Consider the following 24320-nt stretch of genomic DNA (forward strand, 5'->3'; position numbering starts at 1 on the left):
AAACACACCTTTGAGAGCCTCAAAGGCACCCCTGGGTCGCGGAATGCGGCACGGTGGGGGCGCACTCGCCCGAGTGCTCCGGCCGCCCCCGGAAAGGACCGGCGCGCACTGGTGCTCCGCGCGCGGTGCGGGCAGACTGCCAGCGGACGGGACCGGTTCCCGCCGCGGGCGCACACGGGAGCACGGCACACGCCGGTACCGGGCACTCCGCGGTGCACGGTCCGGGAACCGAGGCGCGCGAGGGGGCGACGGCATGGCGGAGCCGGAGTTCAGGGCCACGGGGGTGCGGATCGGCAGGCGGCTGCGCTCACTCACCCGGGCCGGCACGGTGCGGATCAGCGGCGGCAGGGTCGAGTTGCTCACCAGCTACGGCAGCGAGATAGACAGCGCGCCGGTGCAGGCGGTGCGCGCCTCCCGTCCGTGGTTCGGCCCGCAGGACCGGGCGCTGGCCGACCTCAACGGCACGCGGTACCTGCTGACCCTCGGCGAGCGGGACCCCGCCCCGGGCGAACCTGGGCCGCCGGCGGCCCGTCGTTTCATCGAGGCGGTGCGCAGGGCGGCCGGGCAGCACGCGTGAGATGTCCGTAAGTTGCGGTGCCGAACCCCTTGCGTCACGCTGGTCTCACGTCACTCTGGGTTTACCGGCGATAACGCTGCGAACCAGCCCGCCGGCCATGACAGCGGGCGGCGCGTGCCACGTGCGTCCCGCTGGATCCGAACTCCGTGTTCTTCCGGACCTCTATGTCGGGGAGTCGCAGCCGTGATCAGTCACCCAAGCAGACATTGCACGGTGGAGCTGCAAGCCCTGCCGTCGCGGATCGGCCAGGTCCGCAGAATCGTATCTGCGCAATTGCGCTACTGGCATATGGATCTCCTGATCGACCGGGCGGCGCTCGGCGTGACGGAGTTGCTGACCAATGTCCACCTGCATGCCCGGCGCGACAAGACGTGCACCGTGGCGATGGAACTGCTCCTGGACCGGCTCACGGTCTCGGTGCACGACCGCGATCCGCGGCTGCCCGTGGTGGACGACGCCGCGCCGCTCGCCACGTGCGGGCGGGGGCTCGCCATGGTGGCGGCGATGAGCGAGAGCTGGGGCGTCCGGCCGGACGACGAGTCCGGCAAGGTCGTCTGGTTCACGCTCCCGACGACACTCTCGGCCGCCCCGCCCACCGCACCTCCCCTCGCCACCCGGCCGCCGCGCCGTCTGGTCGAGGAGGTGCCGGCCGCCGCCTTCGCGGAGGTCGGGAACGGGGTCGACCTGGGCAGCCCGCAACCCGCTCCCGCCCGGTCGGCCGTTGCCGGCTGACCGGGCGGTGACCCGTCGCCGCCGCGGGCGGTGGTGCGACGGCCGGGCGGCGGGGCGAGGTGCCGCACCGCGCGGTGGCGCACCGGGAGGTGGCGCGCCGGGAGGTGGCGCGCCGCGCGACGGCGCACGCGTGCGGGGCCCGTGCCCCGGGCTCGTGTCGGCGGCGCCGGGCCAGGCGGACCGGGCGAGCCGAGCGGACCGGGCGGACCGGGTGAGCCCCTGAGCCCGCGCCGCCCCACGGCGGCGGTGCTTCGGCCGGCCCCGAAACCGGCCGGCCCCGGGCCGTGGGGCGCGGTGCGCGGTGCGCGGTGCGCGGGGGCGTGCGCGACGCACCCGTACGACAGACGTGCGTCGACGGCGCCGGCGGCGCGCCGGGGCACGGCCGTCGCGGTCATGCCGGGCCGCCCCTGCCCGCCCGGCCGAACTGGTCGTCCAGCACGGACAGCCGGCGCCAGTACTCGTCCTCGTCGATCTCGCCGGAGGCGAAACGGTGGCCGAGTACGGCGATGGGCGAGTTCCCGTCGACGGTGCGCGGCCGGCCGGGGCCGACGCGTCCTCGCCACACGGTGCGGCGCAGCAGCGCGACGCCCGCGCCGATCACCAGGGCCCAGACCAGCGGGAAGAGCAGGATCCAGGGGCCGGGTCCGCCGTCGGCGAAGTGTGCCAGGGTCTGCATGTCGTCCAACTCCTCGGTCGCGATGTCCGGATGTCTCGCTTCCGAGCCTCGCTCCCGAGGCGGGTCCCGGTCGTCGTACGGCCGGCGGCACCCCGCGTACCCCTCGCGGAGTACGCGGGCCGCTCCCGCCCGCTCTCCACGCGCACCGTCACCTGAACTGCTCTCCGCCGACCGGTCGCTGGGCGGCGGGGGCACCCGGTGCGTAGGGTCGGGCGAATGTTGAGACTTGGTATTCCGGTCATCGGTGTGACGGACGTGCCCCGCGCGGTGGCGTTCTGGACGGCGGCGCTCGATCTGGTCGACACCGGCGAGTGGGCGAGCGACACGTGGCGCACCCTGTCCCACGCCGACGGCTCCGGGCGCGCCCTCGGGCTGCTGCGCAGCGAGTCGCCGCCCGAGCCCCGTCCCCGTCTGCACCTGGACCTCTTCACGGACTCCGCCGAGGAGCAGCGGGCGGAGGTGCGGCGGCTGACCGGGCTGGGGGCGCGGGCCGTCGAGTGGGACCTCTACCCGCCCGACCCGGACTTCGTCGTGCTGGCGGACCCGGACGGCAACATCTTCTGCGTCGTCGATCTCAGCCACGCACCGAGCGGAGGCGGGGACACGCCGGGGGCCTGAGCCGGCCGGAACGGGACGACGACGTCCCTACGCCGGTACGCCCAGCGGGTCGTCCAGGACCGGCTGCCAGGCCAGTTCGGCGGCGCCCACCAGGCTGTTGTGGTCCAGGCCGCACGCCAGGATGGGGACGCCGCCGCTCTGGCCCCACAGGCTGCGCCCGGCGACGACCGCGCGCAGCCGTTCCGGGGCGGCCTCCAGCAGCGCGCGGTGGAGGCCGCCGAGGATGATGCGGTCCGGGTTGAGGATGTTCACCAGTCCGGCGAGGCCGAGGCCCAGGCGGTCGACGAGGGTCTCGGTGGCGGTGCGGACGGCCGGGTCGCCGTAGTGGTCGCGGATGAGGTCGTAGGACTGCTGGAGCGGGGGTGCCTCGGGACCCTGCTCGCGTCCGGCCGCGGTGAGGAAGGCCAGCGGGTCGGTCTCCACGTCCAGACAGCCGCGGCCCCCGCAGTGGCAGGGGCGGCCGTCGGGGTTGACGGCGAGGTGGCCGACCTCCAGGGCGAGGCCCGAACTGCCCGTGTGCAGGCGGCCGTCGAGGACCAGGGCGCCGCCGACGCCGCGATGGCCGGTGGCCACGCACAGCAGGTCCCGCGCGCCGCGGCCGGCGCCGTGCCGGTGCTCGGCCAGGGCCGCGAGGTTGATGTCGTTCGCGGCGAACGCGGGTCCCTCGATGCCCGCGGCACGCACCTGCTCCGCGAAGATCCGCCGCACGGGAGCACCGGCGGGCCAGGCCAGGTGCAGCGGGTTCAGGGCCAGGCCCTCGGGCTCCGCGACGGCGGACGGCACGGCGAGTCCCGCGCCGACGCAGCGCCGGCCCGTCTCGGCGAGGAGCGCCGCGCCCGCCTCGACGACGGAGCCGAGCACCTTCGCCGGGTCCTCGTCGACGACCTCGCAGCCGGGCGCGGTGGCGACGATCCGGCCGCCGAGTCCCACCAGGGCCGCGCGGAAGCCGTCGGCGTGGATCTGGGCGGCGAGGGCGACGGGTCCGTCCTCGGCGACGGCGAGGCGGTGCGAGGGGCGGCCCTGGGAGCCGGCCGCGGCACCCGGCCGGGCGTCCACCCGGATCAGGCCGAGCGCCTCCAGTTCGGCGGCGACCGCGCCGGCCGTGGCCCGGGTGACGCCGAGTTCCGCGGTGAGGACGGCCCGGGTGGGGGCGCGTCCGGTGTGCACGAGCTCCAACGCGGGTCCGAGCGCACCGCGCCCCCGGTCCAGCCGCGTCCTCGAGGTGGTCCCTTCCCCCGCCGCCCGGGGGTCCGCCTTGCCACTCATGAGGGGGAGTCTCCCATGGTCCGTGCACGGCGGGCGGCTAGAGGCCGCTGACCCGGAGCGTGATGTTCAGCCGTCCGGCGAGCCCCAACTCCGGCGGTGCGGTGCCCGGGTGGACCTTCGGCACCCCGTGGTACGCGAGGCGCGACGGCCCGCCGAAGACGAACAGGTCGCCGCTGCGCAGCTCGACGTCGGTGTGGGGGCGGGTGCGGGTGCGGGGGTTGCCGAAGCGGAAGAGGCAGGTGTCGCCGAGGCTCAGGGAGACCACGGGCGCGTCGGAACGCTCGTCGGCGTCGCGGTGCATGCCCATGCGGGCGTCGGCGTCGTAGAAGTTGATCAGCGCGATGTCGTAGGGCTCCGCCGGCACCGCCTCCGCGCCGAGCGCGTCGGTCACCGCGCGGCGGGCGAGGTGCCCGAGCCGGGCCGGGAAGGGCTTCACCGGGGCGCCGTCGCCGTCGACGGCGGTGGGCGCGTAGCCGTACGGGTACCAGTGCCGGCCGAGGCAGACCTGCCGGGCGGTCATGGTGCCGCCGCCGGGGGTGCGGACCGTGCGCAGTCCGGCCGGCGGGCGGGCCCACTCACGGCAGGCGTGCAGCAGCTCACTCTGGCGTGCGGGCTCCAGCCAGTCGGGCACGTGGACGGCACCGGGCGCGGTCTCGCCACGGCTCCTGGGGAACAGCTCGGCGTCCATGCCCCCATCCTCCCTCTCCCCGTCTCGCCTCTCCCCGTCGCGCCTCTTCCCGGCTCAGCCCTCCCCGTCTCCCGTCTCCCCCGCGCCGGGTCTCCCGCCCCCCGGATACCGCCCCGGACCGTGCCCCGCTTCGCGCGGCCGGGGGCGGGTCGCCGCTCGGCTAGCCTGGGCACACGATGAACGACCGCGACGACCGCATGAAGACCCCCTGGGGCGAGCACGTACTGACCCGCTTCCCCGAGGACCCGCGCGACCGGCTCCGGGCCTGGGACGCCTCCGACGAGTACCTCCTCGGCCACCTTGCGGAGCGGGAGATCCCGCTGTCCGGCACGGTCGTGGTCGTCGGCGACCGCTGGGGAGCGCTGGTGACGGCGCTGGCGGCGCACCGGCCGGTGCAGATCACCGACTCCCACCTCGCGCAGGAGGCGACGCGCGCCAACCTGGAACGCGCCGGCGTCGAGCCCGGCTCGGTGCGGCTGCTCACCACGCAGGACCAGCCGCCGGAGCGGGTCGACGTGCTGCTGGTACGGGTGCCCAAGAGCCTGGCGCTGCTGGAGGACCAGCTGCTGCGGCTGGCGCCGGCGCTGCACGAGGGCACGGTCGTCGTCGGCACCGGGATGGTGAAGGAGATCCACACCTCGACGCTGCGGCTGTTCGAGCGGATCGTGGGCCCGACGCGGACCTCACTGGCCGTGAAGAAGGCCCGGTTGATCTTCGCGGAGCCCGACCTCGCGCTGCGGCGGCCCGCCAGTCCCTGGCCGCTGGCCTACCGGCTCCCCGACGACGTGGGTCGGCTGTCCGGCCGTACGGTCGTCAATCACGCCGGTGTGTTCTGCGCCGACCGGCTCGACGTGGGCACCCGGTTCTTCCTCGGGCACCTGCCGGACGCCGGCGCCCGGCGGGTGGTGGACCTGGGGTGCGGCAACGGTGTGGTCGGCACGGCGGTGGCACTGGCCGACCCCGGTGCCGAGGTGCTGTTCACCGACGAGTCGTTCCAGGCGGTGGCCTCGGCGCAGGAGACGTACCGGGTCAACGGGGCGGCGGGGCACGCCGAGTTCCGGGTCGGTGACGGGCTGGCCGGGGTACCGGACGCCAGTGTCGACCTGGTGCTCAACAACCCGCCCTTCCACTCCCACCAGGCGACGACCGATGCCACGGCGTGGCGGATGTTCACCGGGGCGCGGCGCGTGCTGCGCCCCGGTGGTGAGCTGTGGGTCGTGGGCAACCGGCACCTGGAGTACCACGTGAAGCTGCGGCGCCTGTTCGGCAACAGCCGGGTGGTGGCGGGCGACCGGAAGTTCGTGGTGCTGAAGGCGGTCAGGAAGTAGCAGGCGGAACGGCCTGCGCGCTCCGGGCGACCACCCGCAGGACCGTCGCCACCGTCGCGGCCATGGCGTCCCGGCCGGCGGCGAGGTAGCCGCGGGCGTCCACCGCCTCGGGGCGGGCGGTGAGGTGCTCCCTGATCGCGCCGGTCATGGCGATGTTGAGCGCGGTGCCGACGTTGACCTTGGCGATGCCGCCCGCGACCGCGGCGGCGAGTTCGCTGTCCGGGACGCCCGAGGAGCCGTGCAGGACGAGGGGCACGCCCAGCGCTCCGGACAGTTCCCTGAGCAGGTCGTGGTCGAGGGCGGCGGTGCGCGTGGTCATGGCGTGGGAGCTGCCGACGGCGACGGCGAGGGCGTCCACGCCGGAGTCGGCGACATAGGCGCGGGCCTCGGCCGGGTCGGTGCGCGCTCCGGGCGCGTGGGCGTCGAGCGGCGGCGCGCCGTCCTTGCCGCCGACCTCGCCCAGCTCGGCCTCGATCCACAGGCCCTGGGCGTGCGCCCAGTCGGCGGCGGCCCGGGTCGCCGCGAGGTTGTCGGCGTACGGCAGCCGCGCGGCGTCGTACATCACGGAGCTGAACCCGGCGTCCGCGGCCCGGCGCAGCAGGCCGTCGCTCTGGACGTGGTCCAGGTGCAGGGCGACGGGCACGGCCGCCTCCTCGGCGGCGGCGACGGCCGCGCGGGCGAGGGGCAGCAGGCGGCCGCGGCGGTACTTCACGGCGTTCTCGCTGATCTGGAGGACGACGGGTGCGTGCACGGACTCGGCGCCCGCGATCACCGCCTCGACGTGTTCCAGGGTGATGACGTTGAAGGCGGCGACGGCGGAGCGGTCGGCCGCGGCGCGGCCGACCAGGTCGCCGGTGGTGGCGAGGGGCAAGGTCTCTTCCTTCCCGGGCGTCTGAGGGCGGGCGTCAGGGGGCGAGGATCACCGAGCGGGTGAGGTGGCGGGGGCGGTCCGGGTCGAGGCCGCGGGCGGCCGCGACGGCGACGGCGAGCCGCTGGGCGCGGACCAGTTCGGCAAGCGGGTCGAGACCGCCGGGCACCCACATGGCGCCGGTCTCGCGGACCTGCTCGGCCAGCCCTTCGGGGGCCTCGCCGAACATCCAGGTGGCCGTGCCCCCGGTGCTGATGCTGATGGGGCCGTGCCTGTACTCCATCGCCGGGTAGGCCTCGGTCCAGGACAGGGAGGCCTCGCGCATCTTCAGGCCGGCCTCGTTGGCCAGGCCGACGGTCCAGCCGCGGCCGAGGAAGGTGAACTGGGTGCGCTCCACCAGTCCGTCGGGCAGCTCGGTGGAGAGTGCGGTGCGGGCGTCGGCGACGACCGCGTCGGTGTGCAGGCCCAGGTGGGCGCGGAGCAGGGTGAGCGCGGTGGTCGCGAACCGCGTCTGCACGACGGACCGTTCGTCGGCGTAGTCGAGGACGACCATGTCGTCGGCGGCGGCCATGACCGGCGTCTCGGGGTCGGCGGTGAGCGCGACGGTGCGGACCCGGCCCTTCAGCTCCGTGAGCAGCTCCAGTACCTCGGTGGTGGTGCCGGAGCGGGTGAGGGCGACGACCCGGTCGTAGGCGCGGTTCCGCGGGAACTCGGAGGCGGCGAACGCGTCCGTCTCGCCCAGGCCCGCTCCCTCGCGCAGCGCCGCCGCCGACTGGGCCATGAAGTAGGAGGTGCCGCATCCGACGATCGCCACCCGCTCCCCCGCCGCCGGAAGCGCCGCCTTGTGCCCCGCCGCCTCGACGGCGGCGCGGTTCCAGCACTCGGGCTGGCTCTTGAGTTCGTCCTGGACGTGGGTCATGCCGCGTTCTCCCGGTCACTGGGCCGTGTCGGCCAGCCGTCGGACGTGTTCCGCCGGCCAACCGATCTGATTGTTCCTGCAAGATATAGCGAGCTTTCGAGCACAATCAAGCAATCAGGTGAACAGTACGGTGCGCTAGGGTCGGCGAAGATCGAGGAACGGAGGCGCGGATGTCGCGCGACGCCCGCTGGAAGGCGCTGCTGGAGCTGCTCGTGGAGCGCGGCCGGCTGGACGTCGAGGAGGCGGCGACCGAGCTGGAGGTCTCGGCCGCGACCATCCGCCGCGACTTCGACCGGCTCGCCGAACAGCAGATGCTCGTGCGGACGCGCGGTGGCGCGGTCGTCCACGGGGTGTCCTACGAACTGCCGCTGCGTTACAAGACGGCCCGCCGCGTCTCGGAGAAGCAGCGGGTCGCCCACGCGGTCGCCGCCCTGGTGGCGCCCGGCGAGGCGGTGGGGCTGACCGGGGGCACGACGACCACGGAAGTGGCGCGCGCGCTGGCCGTGCGCGCCGACCTGGCCTCCGGAACGCCCGCGCTGACCGTGGTCACCAACGCGCTCAACATCGCCAACGAGCTGGCCGTCCGGCCGCAGTTCAAGATCGTGGTGACCGGCGGGGTGGCCCGGGCGCAGTCCTACGAGCTGATCGGGCCCCTCGCGGACGGTGTGCTCGGCCAGGTGACGCTGGACGTGGCGGTGCTGGGCGTCGTCGCCTTCGACGCGGAACACGGAGCGGCGGCCCACGACGAGGCCGAGGCCGCGATCAACCGGGTGCTGTGCGAGCGCGCCGAGCGGGTGGTCGTGGCCGCGGACTCCAGCAAGCTCGGCCGGCGGGCCTTCGCCCGCATCTGCGCGACCGCGTCGGTGGACACGCTGGTCACGGACACTGCGGTCGATCCGGAGCTGGTGGAGCGGTTCGAGGAGGCGGGGGTCCGGGTCGTCACGGCCTGACGGCGGGCAGCAGGACGCGTACGTCCGCCACGGCGCCGTCGGTGCGACCGGCTGCCGCCGCCACCCGGAACCGTGGCCGGCGGGGCACCCGGCCGGGTCGAGCTCCGGGGCGCCGGGCCCCACGACCCGTCCGCGTAAAGCCCCGTCCCCGTGAAGCCCCCGATCCCGCGCGGACCACGAAGGTCCCGCGCGGACCACGAACACGCCTCGTCGCCACCGCCCGTATCCGTGGCTGTCGGGCACCGGCCCGAGCGGACCCCGGCGTGCCTCCCGCGCGCCCGTCCTCCGTACGGTCCCGCCGACGCGCCGTGCCCGCCGGGCCGGACCAGAATGGTGCGGCGCCGGGGCGCACGGCGCGATCGCGCCCGGCACCCGTCAGCGTCCGCCACGTCGACCGAGCAGGGGCCGATGACCGAGCAGGGGCCGATGACCGAACCGACCGACGCGGCTCCCGAGCCCGCCCCGGACACCGACGGCCCGCGACGTGCGCGGGAGCGGTCCGGTGGCACCGTGCTCGGTGAGCTGCGCGCCGTGGACGGCGCGTTGTACGCCGCGGTGGCCGCCACCTCCACACCGACGCTCGACCGGGCGCTGCGGCGCCTGTCCCGTGCCGCGGACCATTCCAAGATCTCGTTCGGCGTCGCCGGCGTCCTCGCCCTCGGCGGCGCCCGGGCCCGCCGGGCGGCCCTCGCCGGTCTCGGCGCGGCCGCCGTGGCCTCGGCCTCGGCGAACCTGCTGGCCAAGCGGCTGGTGCGCCGGGCGCGGCCGGACCGGGAGGCGGCACGGGTGACGGTGGGCCGGTTGGTGCCCATGCCCACGTCGGCCTCCTTCCCGTCGGGGCACACGGCCTCGGCGGTCGCCTTCGCCACGGCCGTCGGCGTCGTCCTGCCCGCCACCGCCGTCCCGCTCGGCGCGCTGGCGGGCGCCGTGGGCTACGCCCGGGTCCACACCGGCGTGCACTATCCGGGCGACGTGGCCGCCGGCGCCGTCCTGGGCATCGCCAGTGCGGCCGCCGCGCTGGCGGCAGCGGCGGCCGCTCCGGTGCCGGGCGTGCGCTCGGTGTACGCGGCGGCCGGGACGCCGCCCTCAGCGGCACGCGGGGTGAAGCGACGCGGATAGCGGCACCCGGGTGCGCTGCCGGCCCGCGTGCGCGGCACCGGGTGCACTGCCGGCCCGCGCGCGGCCCCGCAGTACACCCCCGTACCGTCCCCGGCAGCGCGGCTGCGGTCTTCTCGGGTCCGGTCGCCCGGACACCCGCCAGCGTTTGCGGGCCCGGCTCGCGGCTGGTCGACTGTCGCGGGGGGAGCCGAAGCCGGTGGCATCGCGCCGGCCCACTCTTCTCGACCCCTCCGGAAGGAGTCCCGGCGTGAGTTCCCCGAAGTCGTCCTCGTCCGCGCAGCACAGCTCCGACGGCAGCCAGCCCTGGCTGCACCAGCAGGGCCGGATCATCCAGGAGTTCGGCACGGTCAAGCAGTTCCCCGTGGCGCTGTCCATGGAGACCCGTCTCTACTCCGGACAGCGGCTCAACAAGGTCCTGGCGGACACCCGCATCCTGCACGACCTGTACAAGAAGTACCACTGGCTCATGCGCGGAGCGACGTTCTACCAACTGCACCTGCTGCTCGACAAGCACGCGGGCGAACAGCTGGAGCTGATCGACACCATCGCCGAGCGCGTCCAGACGCTGGGCGGTGTCGCGGTCGGCGACCCCCGGCACGTCGCCGAGATCACCACCGTGCCGCGTCCGCCGGACGGGGTGGAGGAGGTGCCGTCCATGCTCTCGCGGCTGCTGGAGGCGCACGAGCTGATCCTCACCGAGTGCCACGACGCCGCGGCCCGCACCCAGGAACTCGGTGACGACGGCACCAACGACCTGCTGGTCTCGGAGGTCGTGCGGACCAACGAGCTGCAGGCCTGGTTCGTGGCGGAGCACCTGGTGGACACTCCGCTCGTGCACGCCTGACCCGTCGGACATGGCTCACCTGTCCGAGGACGACGCCGGAGCGGGCCCTCCGCCCCGCGGGCACCGGTGGGCGGCCTTCCGGCAGACGCCGTTCTGGCCGGCCACCGTCCTGATGCTGATCCTCGCCGCCGCGGCGGGGCTCTTCGCGGGCTCGTACACCTACTCGATGGCGAATCCGACGCCCCGGCTGATCCCCACGGCCGTGGTCGGCCAGTACGAGCAGGACCGCGGCCGGGCCTTCCTCGCCGGTCTTGAGAAGGCGCTGGACACGTCGGTGAGGGTGCACCCCTACCGGACCCGGACCGCGGCGCACGAGGCGATCGAACAGCAGGAGGTCTTCGCGGTCTTCGAGCTGCGCGACGACGGGCGGAACGCCGTTCTGGACGTGTCCGGTGCCTCGGGGGCCTCGGTCGCCGAGCTGCTCACCAAGACGGCACCGGCCGTGGGCGAGAAGCTCGGCGTCCACGTCACGGTCCACGACGTCAACCCGTTGCAGGAGGGCGACCCGCGCGGGCTGGCGATCTTCTACGTCTCGCTGGCCGCGGTGATCATCGGCTTCGTCGGGGCGATCCAGCTGAGCGTGCACGCGCGGTCGCTCACCCCGGTCGAACGCATCCTGTTCACGGCGGCCTACGCGCTGCTCGGCGGGTTCGCCATCGCCGCCACCGTGGACTGGCTGCTGGGCGCGCTGGACCTGCCCTTCGCCGAGTCGTGGTCGATCCTGGCGCTCACCATGTTCGTGTCCGGCATGGTCTTCACCATGTTCAACACCCTGTTCGGCCGCTGGGCGATGCTGCCGACCTGGGGCCTGATGGTCATCATCGGCAACCCCTCGTCCGGCGGCGCGGTCTCCTGGCCGCTGCTGCCGTCCCCGCTGGGGCTGATCGGCCGGTGGCTGCCGCCCGGTGGCTCGGTCAACGCCCAGCACACGGCGGTGTACTTCCAGGGTCACCAGCACGTGTTCCCCTTCCTGGTACTGGGCGGGTGGGCATTGCTGTCCTGCACCGTCTTCTGGGTGTGGCGGCACCGGCACCCCGGCGGGCGGGAGAAGAGCGCGGTGACCGCGGAAGAGCCCTGAGCGGGGCGTCGCGGACAGTACGTCTGTTCGGATCGCCGTGCGGCTGCGATCATGAAGCCGGAGTTGCCGCCCCCCGGTTGGAGTGCACATGGCCCTCGACGTCGAAGCGATCCGCGCACAGATACCCGCCCTGAAGTCCGGCTCCGCCCGCTTCGACGCGCCGGGCGGCACCCAGACCCCGCAGCCCGTCATCGACGCCATCGGCGAGGCACTGGCCAACCCGCTGGCCAACCGGGGGCGGACGACCGAGGGCAAACGCAACGCGGACGGCATCGTGTCCGAGGCCCGTGCCGCGCTCGGCGACCTGCTGGCCACCGACCCGCGGGGGATCGTCCTCGGGCGCAGCGCCACCCAGCTCGCCTACGACCTGTCCCGGACGCTCGCCAAGTCGTGGGGCCCCGGGGACGAGGTCGTCGTCACCCGGCTCGACCACGACTCCAACATCCGGCCCTGGGTCCAGGCCGCCGAGGCGGCCGGGGCGAGCGTGCGCACGGCCGACTTCGACCCGGCCACCGGCGAGCTGCGTCCCGAACACGTCGAGGCGGTGCTCTCCCCGCGCACCCGGCTGGTCGCGGTGACGGCCGCCTCGAACCTCGTCGGCGCCATGCCCGACCTGCCGGCCGTCGCCCGTCTGGCGCACGGCGTCGGCGCGCTGGTGCACGTCGACGCGGTGCACTACGCCTCGCACGCCGTGGTCGACCCCGCGGCCCTCGGCGCGGACACCCTGGTGTGCTCGCCGTACAAGTTCCTCGGCCCGCACATGGGGGTGCTGGCGGCGCGGCCGGAGTTCCTGGAGAGCCTGCGCCCCGACAAACTGCTGCCCTCCAGCGACGCCGTCCCCGAGCGGTTCGAGCTGGGCACGCTGCCGTACGAGCTGCTGGCCGGGACGCGTGCCGCGGTGGACTTCCTCGCCGGTCTCGACCCGGAGGCGCGGGGCAGCCGCCGGGACCGGCTCGTCGCCTCCTTCGCCGCGCTGGAGGCCCACGAGGACGCGCTGCGCGGGCGGATCGAGCAGGGGCTGGCCGCGCTCGACGGGATCACCGTGTACTCACGGGCCGCCCGGCGCACGCCGACCCTGCTGTTCACCGTGGCCGGCCTGCGTCCCGCCGAGGTCTACCGGCACCTCGCCGACCACGGGGTCGACGCGCCCGCCGGTACGTTCTACGCCCTGGAGGCCTCGCGCCGCCTGGGTCTGGGCGACGAGGGCGGCGTCCGCGTCGGACTCGCGCCGTACACCGACACGGACGACGTGGACCGCCTGTTGACGGCGCTGGGCACCCTCACCGGCTGACCCGGGGCCCGTCCCGGCCGGCGGAACCGACGGGTTCCGCCGGCCGCCGGGAGGCCTCACCCCAGCGGCACCGTCACCTCGCCGGTGCCGTCCGCGCTCGCGCCGCCCGCGACCCGCACGGTGAACGGGCGGTCGGTGCCGCTCGCGGTGACCCGCAGGACGTCGCCCTCGCGCCGTACCCGGAAGGCCGCCGCCGCGGTGCCCAGCAGATCGGGCACGGTGACCTCGGCCGTCCAGTCCGCCCGGGCGGGCGGGTGGACCAGCAGGGTGGGGGCGTCCAGCCAGTCGCCGTCGGGGCGCCGGTCGTCGCGGGCCAGCGGCAGTACGGCGCCCTCACGGACGTAGAGCGGCAGGCTGTCGTAGCCGTGCCGTTCGGTGCGCCAGACCGGGCCCGTGACGCGTTCGCCGGTCAGGAGGTGGGTCCAGGTGCCTTCCGGGAGGTACACCTCGACCTCGCCGTCCTCGGTGAAGACCGGGGCGACGAGGAGGTCGGGGCCGAGCATGTACTGGCGGTCCAGCGGGCGGCAGCCCGGGTCGTGCGGGTACTCGAGGACCATCGGCCGCATCATGGGCACGCCGGTGCGGTGGGCCTCGGCGGCGACGCCGTAGAGGTAGGGCATCAGTCGGTGCTTGAGGCGGGTGAAGTCGCGGGCCACCCCGACCGCCTCCTCGCCGAACTCCCACGGCACCCGGTAGGACGAGGAACCGTGCAGCCTGCTGTGCGAGGAGAGCAGGCCGAAGGCCAGCCAGCGCTTGAAGACCGCCGCGTCGGGCGTGCCCTCGAAGCCGCCGATGTCGTGGCTCCAGAAGCCGAAGCCGGACAGCGACAGGGACAGGCCGCCGCGCAGGGACTCGGCCATGGCCTCGAAGGACGAGAAGCAGTCGCCGCCCCAGTGCACGGGGTACTGCTGGCCGCCCGCGGTCGCGGAGCGGGCGAAGAGGACGGCCTCGCCCCGACCGCGCTCCTTCTCCAGGAGTTCGAAGACGGTGCGGTTGAACAGGTGGGTGTAGTAGTTGTGCATCCGCTCCGGGTCGGAGCCGTCGTGCCAGACGACGTCGGTGGGGATCCGCTCGCCGAAGTCGGTCTTGAAGCAGTCCACTCCCTGGTCGAGCAGCGGCTTGAGCTTGGCCGCGAACCAGTCGCGGGCGGCCGGGCTGGTGAAGTCGACCAGGCCCATCCCGGCCTGCCACAGGTCCCACTGCCAGATGTCGCCGTTGGCCCGCCGCACCAGGTGCCCGAGGGCGGCGGCCTCCTCGAAGAGCGGGGACTTCTGGCCGATGTAGGGGTTGATCCAGACACTGATCCGCAGCCCCTTGGCCTTGAGCCGGGCGAGCATGCCGTCCGGATCGGGGAAGACGTCCGGGTCCCACCGGAAGTCGCACCACTGGTACTCGCGCATCCAGAAGCAGTCGAAGTGGAAGACCGAGAGCGGGATGTCGCGCTCGGCCATCCCGTCGACGAAGGACGTCACCGTCGTCTCGTCGTACGACGTGGTGAAGGACGTGGTGAGCCACAGGCCGAAGGACCAGGCGGGCGGCAGCGCGGGGCGGCCGGTGAGCGCGGTGTAGCGGGTGAGGACGTCCTTGGGGGTGGGCCCGGCGACGACGTAGTACTCCAGCGTCTGGTCCTCGACGCTGAACTGCACCTGCCCGACGGACTCGGAGCCGACCTCGAAGGAGACCGCGCCGGGGTGGTTGACGAAGACGCCGTAGCCGCGCGAGGAGAGGTAGAACGGGACGTTCTTGTACGCCTGCTCGCTGCTGGTGCCGCCGTCGGCCTGCCACATGTCGACGGCCTGGCCGTTCTTGACGAACGGGGTGAAGCGCTCGCCGAGGCCGTAGACCTGCTCGCCGACGCCGAGCGCCAGCCGGCCGAGCATGTGGTGTGCGCCGTCGTCGGTGGTGGCGAACGCGGTGCCCTTGGCGTTCGCCCGGGTCAGCTCGCGTCCGTCCGCGTCGCGGAAGGTGAGGCCCCACGGGCCCTCGCGGTCCAGGCGCAGGGTGAGGGGGCCGCTGGTCAGCTCGGTGAAGGTGCCCTCCTGGCGCACCTCGCCGGCGCCGTCCGCCGGGTCCGCGAGGGCGAACTCGGGGCCCGCTCGGCGCTTTCCGGCGTGGTGGGTGACGCGGACGCCGATGACGCCCTCGACGGGCGAGAAGCACTCGACCGTGAGGAGCGGCGCGTTGAGCGTGTCCCCCCTCCGCGTCACCTTCTGCACGGCGGCATGGGCAGTGAAGCGCTTCGATTCGGGGCGTACATCGCGTACCTCGGTTGCGTACGAGAGATGCACACCCTCGCGGACGAGCCAGAAGCCGTCGGTGAACTTCATGATCTTCCTCGGGTGCGGCGGTAGCGGTCGGGCGGGGAGCACGGAGGCCGTCTCACAGCGGTTTGATCGTACACAGCACGCTTCCGGGCGCCGAGGGGTCCGACCGGCTGACAACCTCCTGAACTGGCATTATCACAGAAGAGATCGACCTCTTCACCGTGCGCGGTGAACAGACCGGGGCCGCTTTGGTCTAGCGCGGAAGCGGGTCCGTGACGTATTAGTCATCACATCAAACAAAACGGTCCGGCGAAGGAGCCGGACGGTACGACAGCAAGGGCCGCACCCATGTCGAAGCGCTTCACTTCGCTCGCCTTGACAGCACACCCTCCGGCTGCCACGCATCGGGGACGGGAACGCGCACGCCGCGTCGTCGCCCCGTTCGCCGCCGTGTCCGTGCTGGTCGCCGGGGCGGCACTGACCGGCTGCGGACAGCAGCGGGACGCCGACGTGTACACCGTGATGAACTCCTCGACCGACGAGTCCTACCACCGCTGGGACGCGGAGGCGATGGCTCGCTGCGGCAAGCAGCTGGGCATCACGATCGAGCAGCAGAGCGTGCCTGCGGCGCAGGTGATGACGAAGGCCCTGCGCATGGCCTCGTCCAAGTCGCTGCCCGACATCGTGCAGTTCGACGCCTCCGAGATGCCGACGTTCGCCGACGCGGGCGGCCTGGTGGACCTCAGGACCCTGGGGCTGAGCACCGGCGACATCCCCGACGGCATCGTCGACTTCGGCTCGTACAAGGGGACGTACTACGGCGCGGCCCGCTCCGTGAACACGCTGGCCCTCTTCTACAACAAGGACGTGCTCGACCGGGCGGGCGTCGAAGTGCCCACCACCTGGGCCGGGTTGCGGGAGACCGCGAAGCGGCTCACCCAGGGCAAGCAGTACGGGCTGGCACTCAGCGCGGGCGGCGCGGAGGACGGCGTCTTCCAGTTCACGCCCTTCATGTGGTCCAACGGCGGCGACGAGACCGACCTGGACGGTCCGCAGGTGGTCGAGGCCCTGGACTACTGGAAGGGCCTGCTGCAGGACGGCTCGCTCTCGAAGTCGACGGTCAACTGGACGCAGGCGGACGTCAACGACCAGTTCATGGCGGGCAACGCGGCGATGATGATCAACGGCCCCTGGCAGGTGGAGACCCTCAACAGCGACACGTCGCTGCACTGGGGCATCGCGCCGATCCCGGTGCCCGAGGCGGGCGACGACTCGGTGGGACCGCTCGGCGGAGCGGTGCTCACCGTGCCCAACACCGGTGACGAGGCGCGGGAGAAGACGGCCGCCAGGATCGTCGCCTGCCTCGCGAGCGAGAAGGAGCAGCTGACCTACGCGCTCAACAGCTGGATGGTCCCGGCCAACGCCCGGGCCGCCGCGGTCTGGCGCGAGAAAGTGCCCGAACTGGACTCCCTGGCCGACCAGGTGGCGGTCGCCCGGTCCCGGACGGGCAAGCTCGGCGCCGGCTGGTCGAGCGTGTCGCTCGCCCTGCAGAGCGCCTTCCAGTCCGCCCTGACCGGCCAGTCCAGTGAGACCGCCCTGAAGCGCGCCCAGCAGCGGGCCACGAGCGGGAACTGAGGTACGTCCCCATGACCACGCCCATGCCCACGTCCGCCGTCACCGCGCGGACGCCCGCCGAGGCCCCCGAGCCGGCCGCCGCACCGGACCCGGGCCGGATCGCGCGCCGGCGCAGGCTCGCCCAGTGGGGGTTCGTCGCCCCCGCCGTCGTCTTCATGCTGCTGTTCTTCGGCTATCCGCTCGTGCGCAACGTCGTGATGAGCTTCCAGGACTACACGCCGAAGACCTTCTTCACCGGTGAGGCGCCCTTCAACGGCGCCGACAACTGGTCCAACGTGTTCCAGGACGCCCTGTTCGGCAAGGCGCTGTGGCACACGCTCGTGTTCACGGCGGGCTCCCTGCTCGGCCAGTTCTGCATCGGTCTCGCGCTCGCGGTGTTCTTCAGCCGCCGCTTCCCGCTGAACGGGGTGCTGCGCTCGCTGATCCTGCTGCCCTGGCTGGTGCCCATGGTGGTCTCCGGCATCGTCTGGCGGCGCATCCTCGACCAGGACACCGGCGTGCTCAACTCGTTCCTGGACACGCTCGGGATCGCCGGTCACACACCGTGGCTGACCAGCCCCGAGATGGCGCTGGTCTCGGTGATCCTGGTCAACATCTGGATCGGCATCCCGTTCAACATGGTCATCCTGTACGGCGGTCTGCAGGAGATCCCCAAGGAACTGCACGAGGCGGCCGCCCTGGACGGCGCCTCGGCCTGGCGGACCTTCCGCTCGGTCACCCTGCCGATGCTCAAGCCGGTCGTCACGGTGGTCCTGGTGCTCGGCTTCATGTCGACGGTCAAGATCCTCGACCTGATCCTCGCGCTGACCGACGGCGGCCCGGCCGACGCCACCCAGACGCTGGGCACCCTGACGTACCAGAACTCGTTCGTGCAGCTGGACTTCGGCGCGGGCGCCGTCGTCGGCAACGTACTCATCCTGATCTCCGCCGTCTTCGCGGTGTTCTACCTGCGGGCCAACCGCACCGAGGGGAAGTGACGTCCATGGCCTCCCACACTCCCACCGCCTCGCGGCGCCGCTGGGGCTCCACCGTCGCCGGCGTTCTGATCCTGTGCGTGATGCTGTTCCCGCTGTACTGGATGCTCAACACCGCGCTCCAGCCCGACTCGGGGCTGCTCCAGGTCGACCCGGTGCCGGGCGGCCTGGACCTGTCCGGGTTCTCCAAGGCGGTCACCGACCAGGGCGGGCATCTGCTGACCTCGCTGGCGGTCTCGCTCGGCGCGGTCGCCATCTGCCTGGCGGTCTCGGCACCGGCCGCGTACGGGCTCGCCCGGTTCGGACTGCGCGGCTCGCGCACGATCGTCTTCGGCACGCTGATCACCCAGATGGTGCCGGGCATCGTCATCGCCAACGCGCTCTACAACTCCTACGTCGACCTGGGCCTGGTCAACTCCTACTTCGGCCTCATGCTGGCGGACGCCTCGCTGGGCATACCGTTCTCCATCGTGCTGATGCGCTCCTTCATGGTGTCGATCCCGGGCGAGGTGATCGAGGCCGCGCAGATCGACGGGGCCGGGCCCGTGCGGACGTTCGTGCGGGTGGTGCTGCCGATGAGCCGCAACTCGCTGATCACGTCGGGGCTCTTCGCGTTCCTCTTCGCGTGGAGCGACTTCATGTTCGCGCTCACCCTGAACACGACCGACGACGTCAAGCCCATCACTCTGGGTATCTACCAGTACATCGGCGCGCACGTCGGCGACTGGGGCTCGGTGATGGCCGCGTCCGTGCTGTCGGCGGTGCCCGCCGCGATCCTTCTCGTCCTCGCCCAGAAGTACATCGCCGCCGGGATCACCGGCGGTTCCGTCAAGTGAACCCCGTACACCTCGTACAAACGGAGATGAGCAGCACAGTATGAGCGACTACCCCGGCTTCCCGCCCGGCTTCGTCCTCGGCGCCGCGACCGCCTCGTACCAGATCGAGGGCGCGGCCCAGGAGGACGGCCGCGGCCCGTCGATCTGGGACACCTACAGCCACACCCCGGGCCTGGTGGCGAACGGCGACACGGGTGACGTGGCCTGCGACCACTACCACCGCTACCCCGAGGACGTGGCACTGCTGCGCGACCTCGGCGTGCACTCCTACCGCTTCTCGATCGCCTGGCCGCGTATCGTCCCGGACGGTTCGGGCCCGGTGAACCGGAAGGGCCTCGACTTCTACTCCCGCCTGGTCGACGAGCTGCTGACGGCGGGCATCGAGCCGGCCGCCACCCTGTACCACTGGGACCTTCCGCAGGCCCTGGAGGACCGGGGAGGCTGGCGGGTACGGGAGACGGCGGAGCGGTTCGCCGAGTACACGGCCGTGGTCGCCGAGCACCTGGGCGACCGGGTGCCGCGCTGGATCACCCTCAACGAACCGTGGTGCAGCTCCTTCCTCGGCTACTCCGTCGGCCGGCACGCCCCCGGCGCCAAGGAGGGCCGGGGCGCGCTGGCCGCCGCCCACCACCTCCTGGTCGGTCACGGGCTGGCGGTGAAGGCGCTGCGCGCGGCCGGGGTGCGCGAGGTGGGCGTCACGCTCAACCTGGACCGCAACCTGCCGGCCACCGACTCCGCCGCCGACCTGGCCGCGGTGGTGCGCGCCGACACCCAGCACAACCTGGTGTGGACCGAGCCGATCCTCGCGGGCCGCTACCCGGCCGCGGAGGAGGAGACCTGGGGCGAGCTGATCACCGGGGCGGACTTCCGGCAGGACGGCGACCTGGAACTGATCTCCCAGCCGCTGGACTTCCTCGGCGTCAACTACTACCGCCCGATCGTGGTCGCCGACGCCCCGCACCGCGAGAGCGACCCGGCCCGGCGGGTGGCGACGGACAACCGCTACCAGGAGGTCCGTCTCCCCGGCGTCCGGGAGACCGCGATGGGCTGGCCGGTCGTCCCGGACAGCTTCACCGATCTCCTGGTGGCGCTGAAGCAGCAGTACGGCGACGCCCTCCCGCCGGTCCACATCACGGAGAACGGCTCGGCGGAGGACGACGCGCCCGCCGCCGACGGCGCGGTGCACGACACCGACCGCGTGGCCTACCTGCACGACCACCTCACCGCCCTGAAGTCCGCGATCGACGCGGGCGTGGACGTGCGCGGGTACTACGTGTGGTCGCTGCTGGACAACTTCGAGTGGGCGTACGGCTACGACAAGCGCTTCGGCATCGTGCGGGTCGACTACGACACGCAGGAGCGCACGCCGAAGGACAGCTACCGCTGGTACCGGGAGATGATCGCCGCGAACCGCGGCTGAGGGGCCGAGCGGCTGAGCGGAGCCCGGCCCCTTCGCGGGGTCCGGGTTCCGCCCGGTCTCCCGGCGGCCCACGGGCCTTGCCCCGCTTCCGCACCGAGCCTAGCCTGACTTTGTGCCGCAAATAAACAAAGCCCGATCGCACAGCGCCGTGCCGGGCCGACGCGACGACCTCACCCGCCTCCGTGCCGCCCTGACCGCCTTCTTCGCCCTCGACGGCTTCGTGTTCGCCGGGTGGGTGGTCCGGATCCCCGCCATCAAGGAACAGACCGGCGCCTCCGCCAGTGCCCTCGGGCTGGCCCTGCTCGGGGTGTCGGCCGGCGCCGTCGTCACCATGACGCTCACCGGACGGCTGGTCCGGCGCTACGACAGCCACCGCGTCACCGTCGCCTGCGCGGTCCTGCTCTGCCTCAGCATCGCCCTGCCCCCGCTCACCCACTCGGCGCTCGCCCTCGGCGCCGTCCTGCTCGTCTTCGGCAGCGCCTACGGCGGGATCAACGTCGCCTTCAACAGCGCCGCCGTCGACCTGGTGGCCGAGCTGCGGCGCCCCATCATGCCGAGCTTCCACGCCGCGTTCAGCCTCGGCGGCATGGTGGGCGCCGGGCTGGGCGGCCTGGTCGCCGGTTCGCTGTCGCCGACGCGGCACCTGCTCGCGCTCACCGTGACGGGGCTGCTGGTCACCCTCGTCGCCGGCCGCGTTCTGCTGCGCATCGAGCCCCTCGCGCCGGCCGAGCGCGCCGCCGAGGAGGAGGGCGCCGCGGAGAAGGAGGGTGCCGGGCGCCGCCCGGACCGCCGGACCCGTCGCCTCGTCGTCACCTTCGGCCTGATCGCCCTGTGCACGGCCTACGGCGAGGGCGCCATGGCCGACTGGGGCGCCCTGCACCTGGAGCAGGACCTCGACGCGTCCCCGGGCCTGGCGGCGGCGGGGTACTCCTGCTTCGCCCTCGCCATGACCGTCGGCCGGCTGACCGGGACGACGCTGCTCGAACGCCTCGGCCGGACGGCCACGGTGGTGGCGGGCGGCACCACGGCGGTGGCCGGGATGCTGACCGGTGCGCTCGCCCCGTCCGTGTGGGCGGCCCTGTTCGGCTTCGCGATCACCGGGCTCGGGCTCGCCAACATCTTCCCGGTCGCGATCGAGCGGGCCGGTGCGCTGGGCGGACCGAGCGGCGTGGCGACCGCGTCCACCCTGGGCTACGGCGGGATGCTGCTCGGACCGCCCGCGATCGGCTTCATGGCCGACTGGTTCTCGCTGCCCGCCGCGCTCACCAGCGTGGCGGTCCTCGCGGCGGTGGCGGTGCTGGTCGCGGTCGCGACCCGCCGCGCGACGGTTCCCGCCTGAGCCGGCCACCGCCCGACCGGGGTTCCGCCCCGTCCGGAGTTCCGCCCCGTCCCCGACCCGCCCGGGACCCTGTTCTCCCACCCGCCCCGTCCGGCACACTCCCTGCCATGCAGACCACCGCGTACGTCGAGACGCTGGACCGCGAAGGGGCGTTGCTGGCCGCGGCGGCCGAGGCCGCGGGCGGCGACGCCGAGGTGCCGACCTGCCCCGCCTGGCGGGTACGGGACCTGCTGCGGCACACGGGGATGGTGCACCGCTGGGCGACGGCGTTCGTCGCGGAGGGGTACACCGGACCCCGGCCCGGCGGCCCCCTGCCCGACCTGGACGGCGCTCCGCTCCTGGCCTGGTTCCGGGAGGGGCACGGACGGCTCGTCGACACCCTCGCCGGCGCCTCCCCCGACGTACGGTGCTGGCACTTCCTGCCCGCGCCGTCCCCACTGGCCTTCTGGGCGCGGCGGCAGGCTCACGAGACGACCGTGCACCGGCTCGACGCCGAGGCGGCCGCGGGCGGCGTACCCACCGGCATCGGCTCGGACTTCGCGGTGGACGGCATCGACGAGTTGCTGTGCGCCTTCCACACCCGCCCGAAGAGCGCCGTGCGCACCGACGGGCCCCGCACGCTGCGGGTGCGCGCGACGGACGTCCCGGACGCCGTGTGGACCGTACGGCTCTCCGCGCAGCCGCCCGTGACGGAACGGGACGGCACCGGGGGCGCCCACTGCGAGGTGACCGGGCCGGCCGCGGTGCTCTACCCGGCTCTCTGGAACCGCCGCGCGTTCCCGACGGTGCACGGCGACGCCTCGCTCGCGGCCCTGTGGCGCGAGCGGTCGGGCGTCACGTGGCGTTGAGCGGAACCGGTCCGGTGGGTCCTCGTCGGCGCGGGAGCGGAACCCGCCCAGTGGTTCTCGTCGGCGCGGGAGCGGTCCCGGTCCGGTGGGTTCTCGTCGGCACGACGGCGGGGCCCGTCAGCCGAGCCAGCCCGGCCGGACCAGTCCGGACTCGTAGGCGAGCACGACGAGTTGAGCCCGGTCGCGGGCTCCCAGCTTCACCATCGTGCGGCTGACGTGGGTCTTGGCGGTCAGCGGGCTGACGACCAGGCGGCGGGCGATCTCCTCGTTGGACAGGCCGATGCCGACCAGGGCCATCACCTCGCGCTCCCGCTCGGTCAGCCGGGCCAGCTCCGGCAGGGCCGCGGGTTCCTTGGAGCGGGCCGCGAACTCGGCGATCAGGCGCCGGGTCACCCCCGGCGAGAGCAGTGCGTCGCCGTCCACCACCGCCCGCACGGCGCGCAGGAGTTCGTCGGGTTCGGTGTCCTTGACCAGGAAGCCGGAGGCGCCGGAGCGGATCGCCTCGAAGACGTACTCGTCGAGTTCGAACGTGGTGAGCATGACGACCCGCACGTCCCGCAGCCCGTCGTCGCCGGTGATCCGGCGGGTCGCCGCGAGGCCGTCCAGCACGGGCATGCGGATGTCCATCAGGACGACGTCGGGACGCAGTTCGCGGACGGTGCGTACCGCCCGCTCCCCGTCGGCGGCCTCCGCGACCACCTCGATGTCCGGCTGCGCGTCCAGCAGCGCGCGGAAGCCGGCCCGCACCAGTGACTGGTCGTCGGCGAGCAGTACGCGGATCACCGGTCCTCCTCCTCCGGACGCGTACCGTGCCCGACGTCGGCCGGCAGGGTCGCGAGCACCCGGAACCCGCCGTCCGGGCGCGGGCCCGCCTCGATGGTGCCGCCCAGCGCCGCCGCCCGCTCCCGCATCCCCGCCAGCCCGTTGCCGCTGCCGCCCGCGTCGGTCCCCGTCGCCGGTCCGTCGTCGTCGACGCACAGCCGCAGCGTGCCGCCCTCCCGGCCGAGGCGTACGCGCGCGTGCCGGGAACCCGAGTGCCGTACCACGTTGGTGAGCGCCTCCTGGACGATGCGGAACACGGCCAGGCCGGTACCGGGCGACAGGCGCGGCACCTCCCCCTCGACCTCGACGGTCAGACCCGCGGCTGCCGCCTGCTCGACCAGTTCGGGCAGCCGGTCGAGGCCGGGGGCCGGGGCGCGGGGCGCGTCGCCGGGGGTGCGCAGGGTGTCGAGGACCGTGCGCACCTCGCCGAGCGCCTCCTTGCTCTGGGCCTTGATGGTCGTGAGCGCGGTGCGTGCCTGCTCGGGGTCCGTGTCGAGGAGGGCGAGTCCGACGCCCGCCTGCACGTTGATGACGGAGATGCTGTGCGCGAGGACGTCGTGCAACTCCCTGGCGATCCGCAGCCGCTCCTCGTCCGCCCGGCGTCTCGCCGCCCGGATCCGCTCGGCACGCATGCGCGCCCACTGCTCGCGCCGGACCCGGGCCAGCTCGGACAGGGCCGCGATCGCGACCACCCAGGTGGCGATCACGGCCTCCTGCCCCCAGGACGCGGCCGAGTCCCCGGACGGCGGCAGCCACCGGTAGAGCCAGTGCGCGACCAGTGCGTGCCCGGCCCACAGCACGCCCATCGCGGTCCACGCGGCCCGGCGGTGCCCGGCGACGACGGCGCTGAAGCAGGCCACCGCGACGGCCAGGAACACCGGCCCGTAGGGGTATCCGGCGCCCAGGTAGACCAGGGTGGTGACCGCCGTGCCGAACACGACCGGCACCGGGTACCGCTGCCGCCACAGCAGGGCGGCGCCGGTGACGAACAGCAGCGCGTGCGCGAAGGGGTCGGGCGCGGACCGCTCGCCCTCCTGGGCGTGGGCGGCGAAGCCCGTGCCGACCAGGACGAACGCCGTGACCAGCACCGTGGAGCGCCAGGGCCACCGGTGACGGCGCTCCTCGTCGCCCCACCGGTCCCACCGCGGGGGCCCGTGCCGCCGCCACCGGGGCTGCCCTCCCCCGCGCCCACGCTTCGCGTCCATGGCCGCCACGCTAGACGCCGGCT

23 protein-coding genes are annotated in these 24320 nt (G+C 73.7%); 15 read left to right on the forward strand and 8 right to left on the reverse strand.

The genetic code is table 11. The features are described 5' to 3' along the window. Positions 1 to 253: 253 nt before the first annotated feature. On the forward strand, positions 254 to 577 hold the full coding sequence (locus IG94_RS0100975) for a hypothetical protein (RefSeq protein WP_031029426.1): 324 nt from the start codon (positions 254 to 256) through the stop codon (positions 575 to 577). Positions 578 to 760: 183 nt separating this feature from the next. Next, positions 761 to 1309: an ATP-binding protein gene (locus IG94_RS0100980; protein ID WP_211269643.1), complete on the forward strand. Its 549-nt coding sequence runs from the start codon at positions 761 to 763 to the stop codon at positions 1307 to 1309. A gap of 391 nt (positions 1310 to 1700) precedes the next feature. Here IG94_RS0100980 and IG94_RS0100985 read toward each other — a convergent pair whose 3' ends face one another. Next, positions 1701 to 1985: an SHOCT domain-containing protein gene (locus IG94_RS0100985; protein ID WP_031029431.1), complete on the reverse strand. Its 285-nt coding sequence runs from the start codon at positions 1983 to 1985 to the stop codon at positions 1701 to 1703. A 216-nt stretch (positions 1986 to 2201) separates the two neighbouring features. Here IG94_RS0100985 and IG94_RS0100990 point away from each other — a divergent pair, with 216 nt between their 5' ends. Next, complete coding sequence (locus IG94_RS0100990; RefSeq protein WP_031029434.1) at positions 2202 to 2603, forward strand: VOC family protein; 402 nt, start codon at positions 2202 to 2204, stop codon at positions 2601 to 2603. 27 nt (positions 2604 to 2630) lie between these two features. Here IG94_RS0100990 and IG94_RS0100995 read toward each other — a convergent pair whose 3' ends face one another. Further along, a complete protein-coding gene (locus IG94_RS0100995; protein WP_031029437.1) occupies positions 2631 to 3869 on the reverse strand; it encodes an ROK family protein in 1239 nt (412 codons plus the stop codon). Between the two features lie 37 nt (positions 3870 to 3906). Continuing rightward, positions 3907 to 4557, reverse strand: coding sequence for an alpha-ketoglutarate-dependent dioxygenase AlkB family protein (locus IG94_RS0101000; protein WP_031029438.1), 651 nt, complete (start codon positions 4555 to 4557; stop codon positions 3907 to 3909). Positions 4558 to 4733: 176 nt separating this feature from the next. Here IG94_RS0101000 and IG94_RS0101005 point away from each other — a divergent pair, with 176 nt between their 5' ends. Then, positions 4734 to 5885 (forward strand): methyltransferase, encoded by a 1152-nt coding sequence (locus IG94_RS0101005; RefSeq protein ID WP_224326210.1) that lies wholly within the window; start codon positions 4734 to 4736, stop codon positions 5883 to 5885. On the opposite strand, the gene IG94_RS0101010 is transcribed toward IG94_RS0101005, so the two are convergent. Both IG94_RS0101010 and IG94_RS0101015 read right to left on the reverse strand, forming a co-directional pair. After that, positions 5875 to 6756: a class II fructose-bisphosphate aldolase gene (locus IG94_RS0101010; protein ID WP_031029444.1), complete on the reverse strand. Its 882-nt coding sequence runs from the start codon at positions 6754 to 6756 to the stop codon at positions 5875 to 5877. The two genes, IG94_RS0101005 and IG94_RS0101010, sit on opposite strands and share 11 nt — an antisense overlap. 34 nt (positions 6757 to 6790) lie before the next feature. Further along, on the reverse strand, positions 6791 to 7672 hold the full coding sequence (locus IG94_RS0101015) for an SIS domain-containing protein (protein ID WP_031029446.1): 882 nt from the start codon (positions 7670 to 7672) through the stop codon (positions 6791 to 6793). A 170-nt stretch (positions 7673 to 7842) separates the two neighbouring features. On the opposite strand from IG94_RS0101015, the gene IG94_RS0101020 reads away from it, so the two are divergent. The 5 genes from IG94_RS0101020 (at position 7843) to IG94_RS0101040 (ending at position 12954) form a co-directional block, all read left to right on the forward strand. Further along, positions 7843 to 8622 (forward strand): DeoR/GlpR family DNA-binding transcription regulator, encoded by a 780-nt coding sequence (locus tag IG94_RS0101020; protein WP_031029447.1) that lies wholly within the window; start codon positions 7843 to 7845, stop codon positions 8620 to 8622. A 426-nt stretch (positions 8623 to 9048) separates the two neighbouring features. Then, on the forward strand, positions 9049 to 9741 hold the full coding sequence (locus IG94_RS0101025) for a phosphatase PAP2 family protein (protein ID WP_052410536.1): 693 nt from the start codon (positions 9049 to 9051) through the stop codon (positions 9739 to 9741). Between the two features lie 247 nt (positions 9742 to 9988). Next, positions 9989 to 10585, forward strand: coding sequence for a Dps family protein (locus IG94_RS0101030; RefSeq protein WP_031029450.1), 597 nt, complete (start codon positions 9989 to 9991; stop codon positions 10583 to 10585). Positions 10586 to 10595: 10 nt separating this feature from the next. Further along, positions 10596 to 11663, forward strand: coding sequence for an ABC-2 transporter permease (locus tag IG94_RS0101035; protein ID WP_031029452.1), 1068 nt, complete (start codon positions 10596 to 10598; stop codon positions 11661 to 11663). An 88-nt stretch (positions 11664 to 11751) separates the two neighbouring features. Beyond that, positions 11752 to 12954 carry a cysteine desulfurase-like protein gene (locus tag IG94_RS0101040; protein ID WP_031029455.1) on the forward strand — a complete coding sequence of 401 codons (1203 nt, stop codon included), beginning with the start codon at positions 11752 to 11754 and terminating at the stop codon, positions 12952 to 12954. Positions 12955 to 13010: 56 nt separating this feature from the next. Here the strand turns inward: IG94_RS0101040 and yicI are convergent, their stop codons facing one another. Beyond that, a complete protein-coding gene (gene yicI / locus IG94_RS0101045) occupies positions 13011 to 15281 on the reverse strand; it encodes an alpha-xylosidase (protein WP_031029459.1) in 2271 nt (756 codons plus the stop codon). 285 nt (positions 15282 to 15566) lie between these two features. Between yicI and IG94_RS0101050 the strand changes: the two genes are divergently transcribed. The 6 genes from IG94_RS0101050 to IG94_RS0101075 all read left to right on the forward strand — a co-directional run bounded on the left by IG94_RS0101050 (position 15567) and on the right by IG94_RS0101075 (position 22270). Beyond that, the gene (locus tag IG94_RS0101050) at positions 15567 to 16853 is read left to right on the forward strand and encodes an ABC transporter substrate-binding protein (RefSeq protein WP_031029461.1); all 1287 of its coding nucleotides are present in this window, start codon (positions 15567 to 15569) and stop codon (positions 16851 to 16853) included. 23 nt (positions 16854 to 16876) lie between these two features. After that, positions 16877 to 17830, forward strand: a complete 954-nt coding sequence (locus tag IG94_RS0101055) for a carbohydrate ABC transporter permease (protein WP_031029464.1) — start codon at positions 16877 to 16879, stop codon at positions 17828 to 17830. Between the two features lie 5 nt (positions 17831 to 17835). Next, on the forward strand, positions 17836 to 18663 hold the full coding sequence (locus IG94_RS0101060) for a carbohydrate ABC transporter permease (RefSeq protein WP_031029467.1): 828 nt from the start codon (positions 17836 to 17838) through the stop codon (positions 18661 to 18663). Between the two features lie 40 nt (positions 18664 to 18703). Beyond that, positions 18704 to 20083 (forward strand): GH1 family beta-glucosidase, encoded by a 1380-nt coding sequence (locus tag IG94_RS0101065; RefSeq protein WP_031029471.1) that lies wholly within the window; start codon positions 18704 to 18706, stop codon positions 20081 to 20083. A 148-nt stretch (positions 20084 to 20231) separates the two neighbouring features. Next, on the forward strand, positions 20232 to 21422 hold the full coding sequence (locus tag IG94_RS0101070) for an MFS transporter (RefSeq protein WP_031029473.1): 1191 nt from the start codon (positions 20232 to 20234) through the stop codon (positions 21420 to 21422). A gap of 107 nt (positions 21423 to 21529) precedes the next feature. Further along, positions 21530 to 22270, forward strand: coding sequence for a maleylpyruvate isomerase family mycothiol-dependent enzyme (locus IG94_RS0101075; RefSeq protein WP_031029476.1), 741 nt, complete (start codon positions 21530 to 21532; stop codon positions 22268 to 22270). Between the two features lie 117 nt (positions 22271 to 22387). On the opposite strand, the gene IG94_RS0101080 is transcribed toward IG94_RS0101075, so the two are convergent. Together IG94_RS0101080 and IG94_RS0101085 are read right to left on the reverse strand one after the other, a co-directional pair. Beyond that, positions 22388 to 23053 (reverse strand): response regulator transcription factor, encoded by a 666-nt coding sequence (locus tag IG94_RS0101080; protein WP_031029478.1) that lies wholly within the window; start codon positions 23051 to 23053, stop codon positions 22388 to 22390. Continuing rightward, positions 23050 to 24297 carry a sensor histidine kinase gene (locus IG94_RS0101085; protein WP_107060384.1) on the reverse strand — a complete coding sequence of 416 codons (1248 nt, stop codon included), beginning with the start codon at positions 24295 to 24297 and terminating at the stop codon, positions 23050 to 23052. The genes IG94_RS0101080 and IG94_RS0101085 overlap by 4 nt, the downstream gene beginning before the upstream one ends. Positions 24298 to 24320: the final 23 nt, after the last annotated feature.

Origin of the sequence: Streptomyces olivaceus (genome assembly GCF_000721235.1) — a bacterium.
GTDB classification, from domain to species: domain Bacteria; phylum Actinomycetota; class Actinomycetes; order Streptomycetales; family Streptomycetaceae; genus Streptomyces; species Streptomyces olivaceus.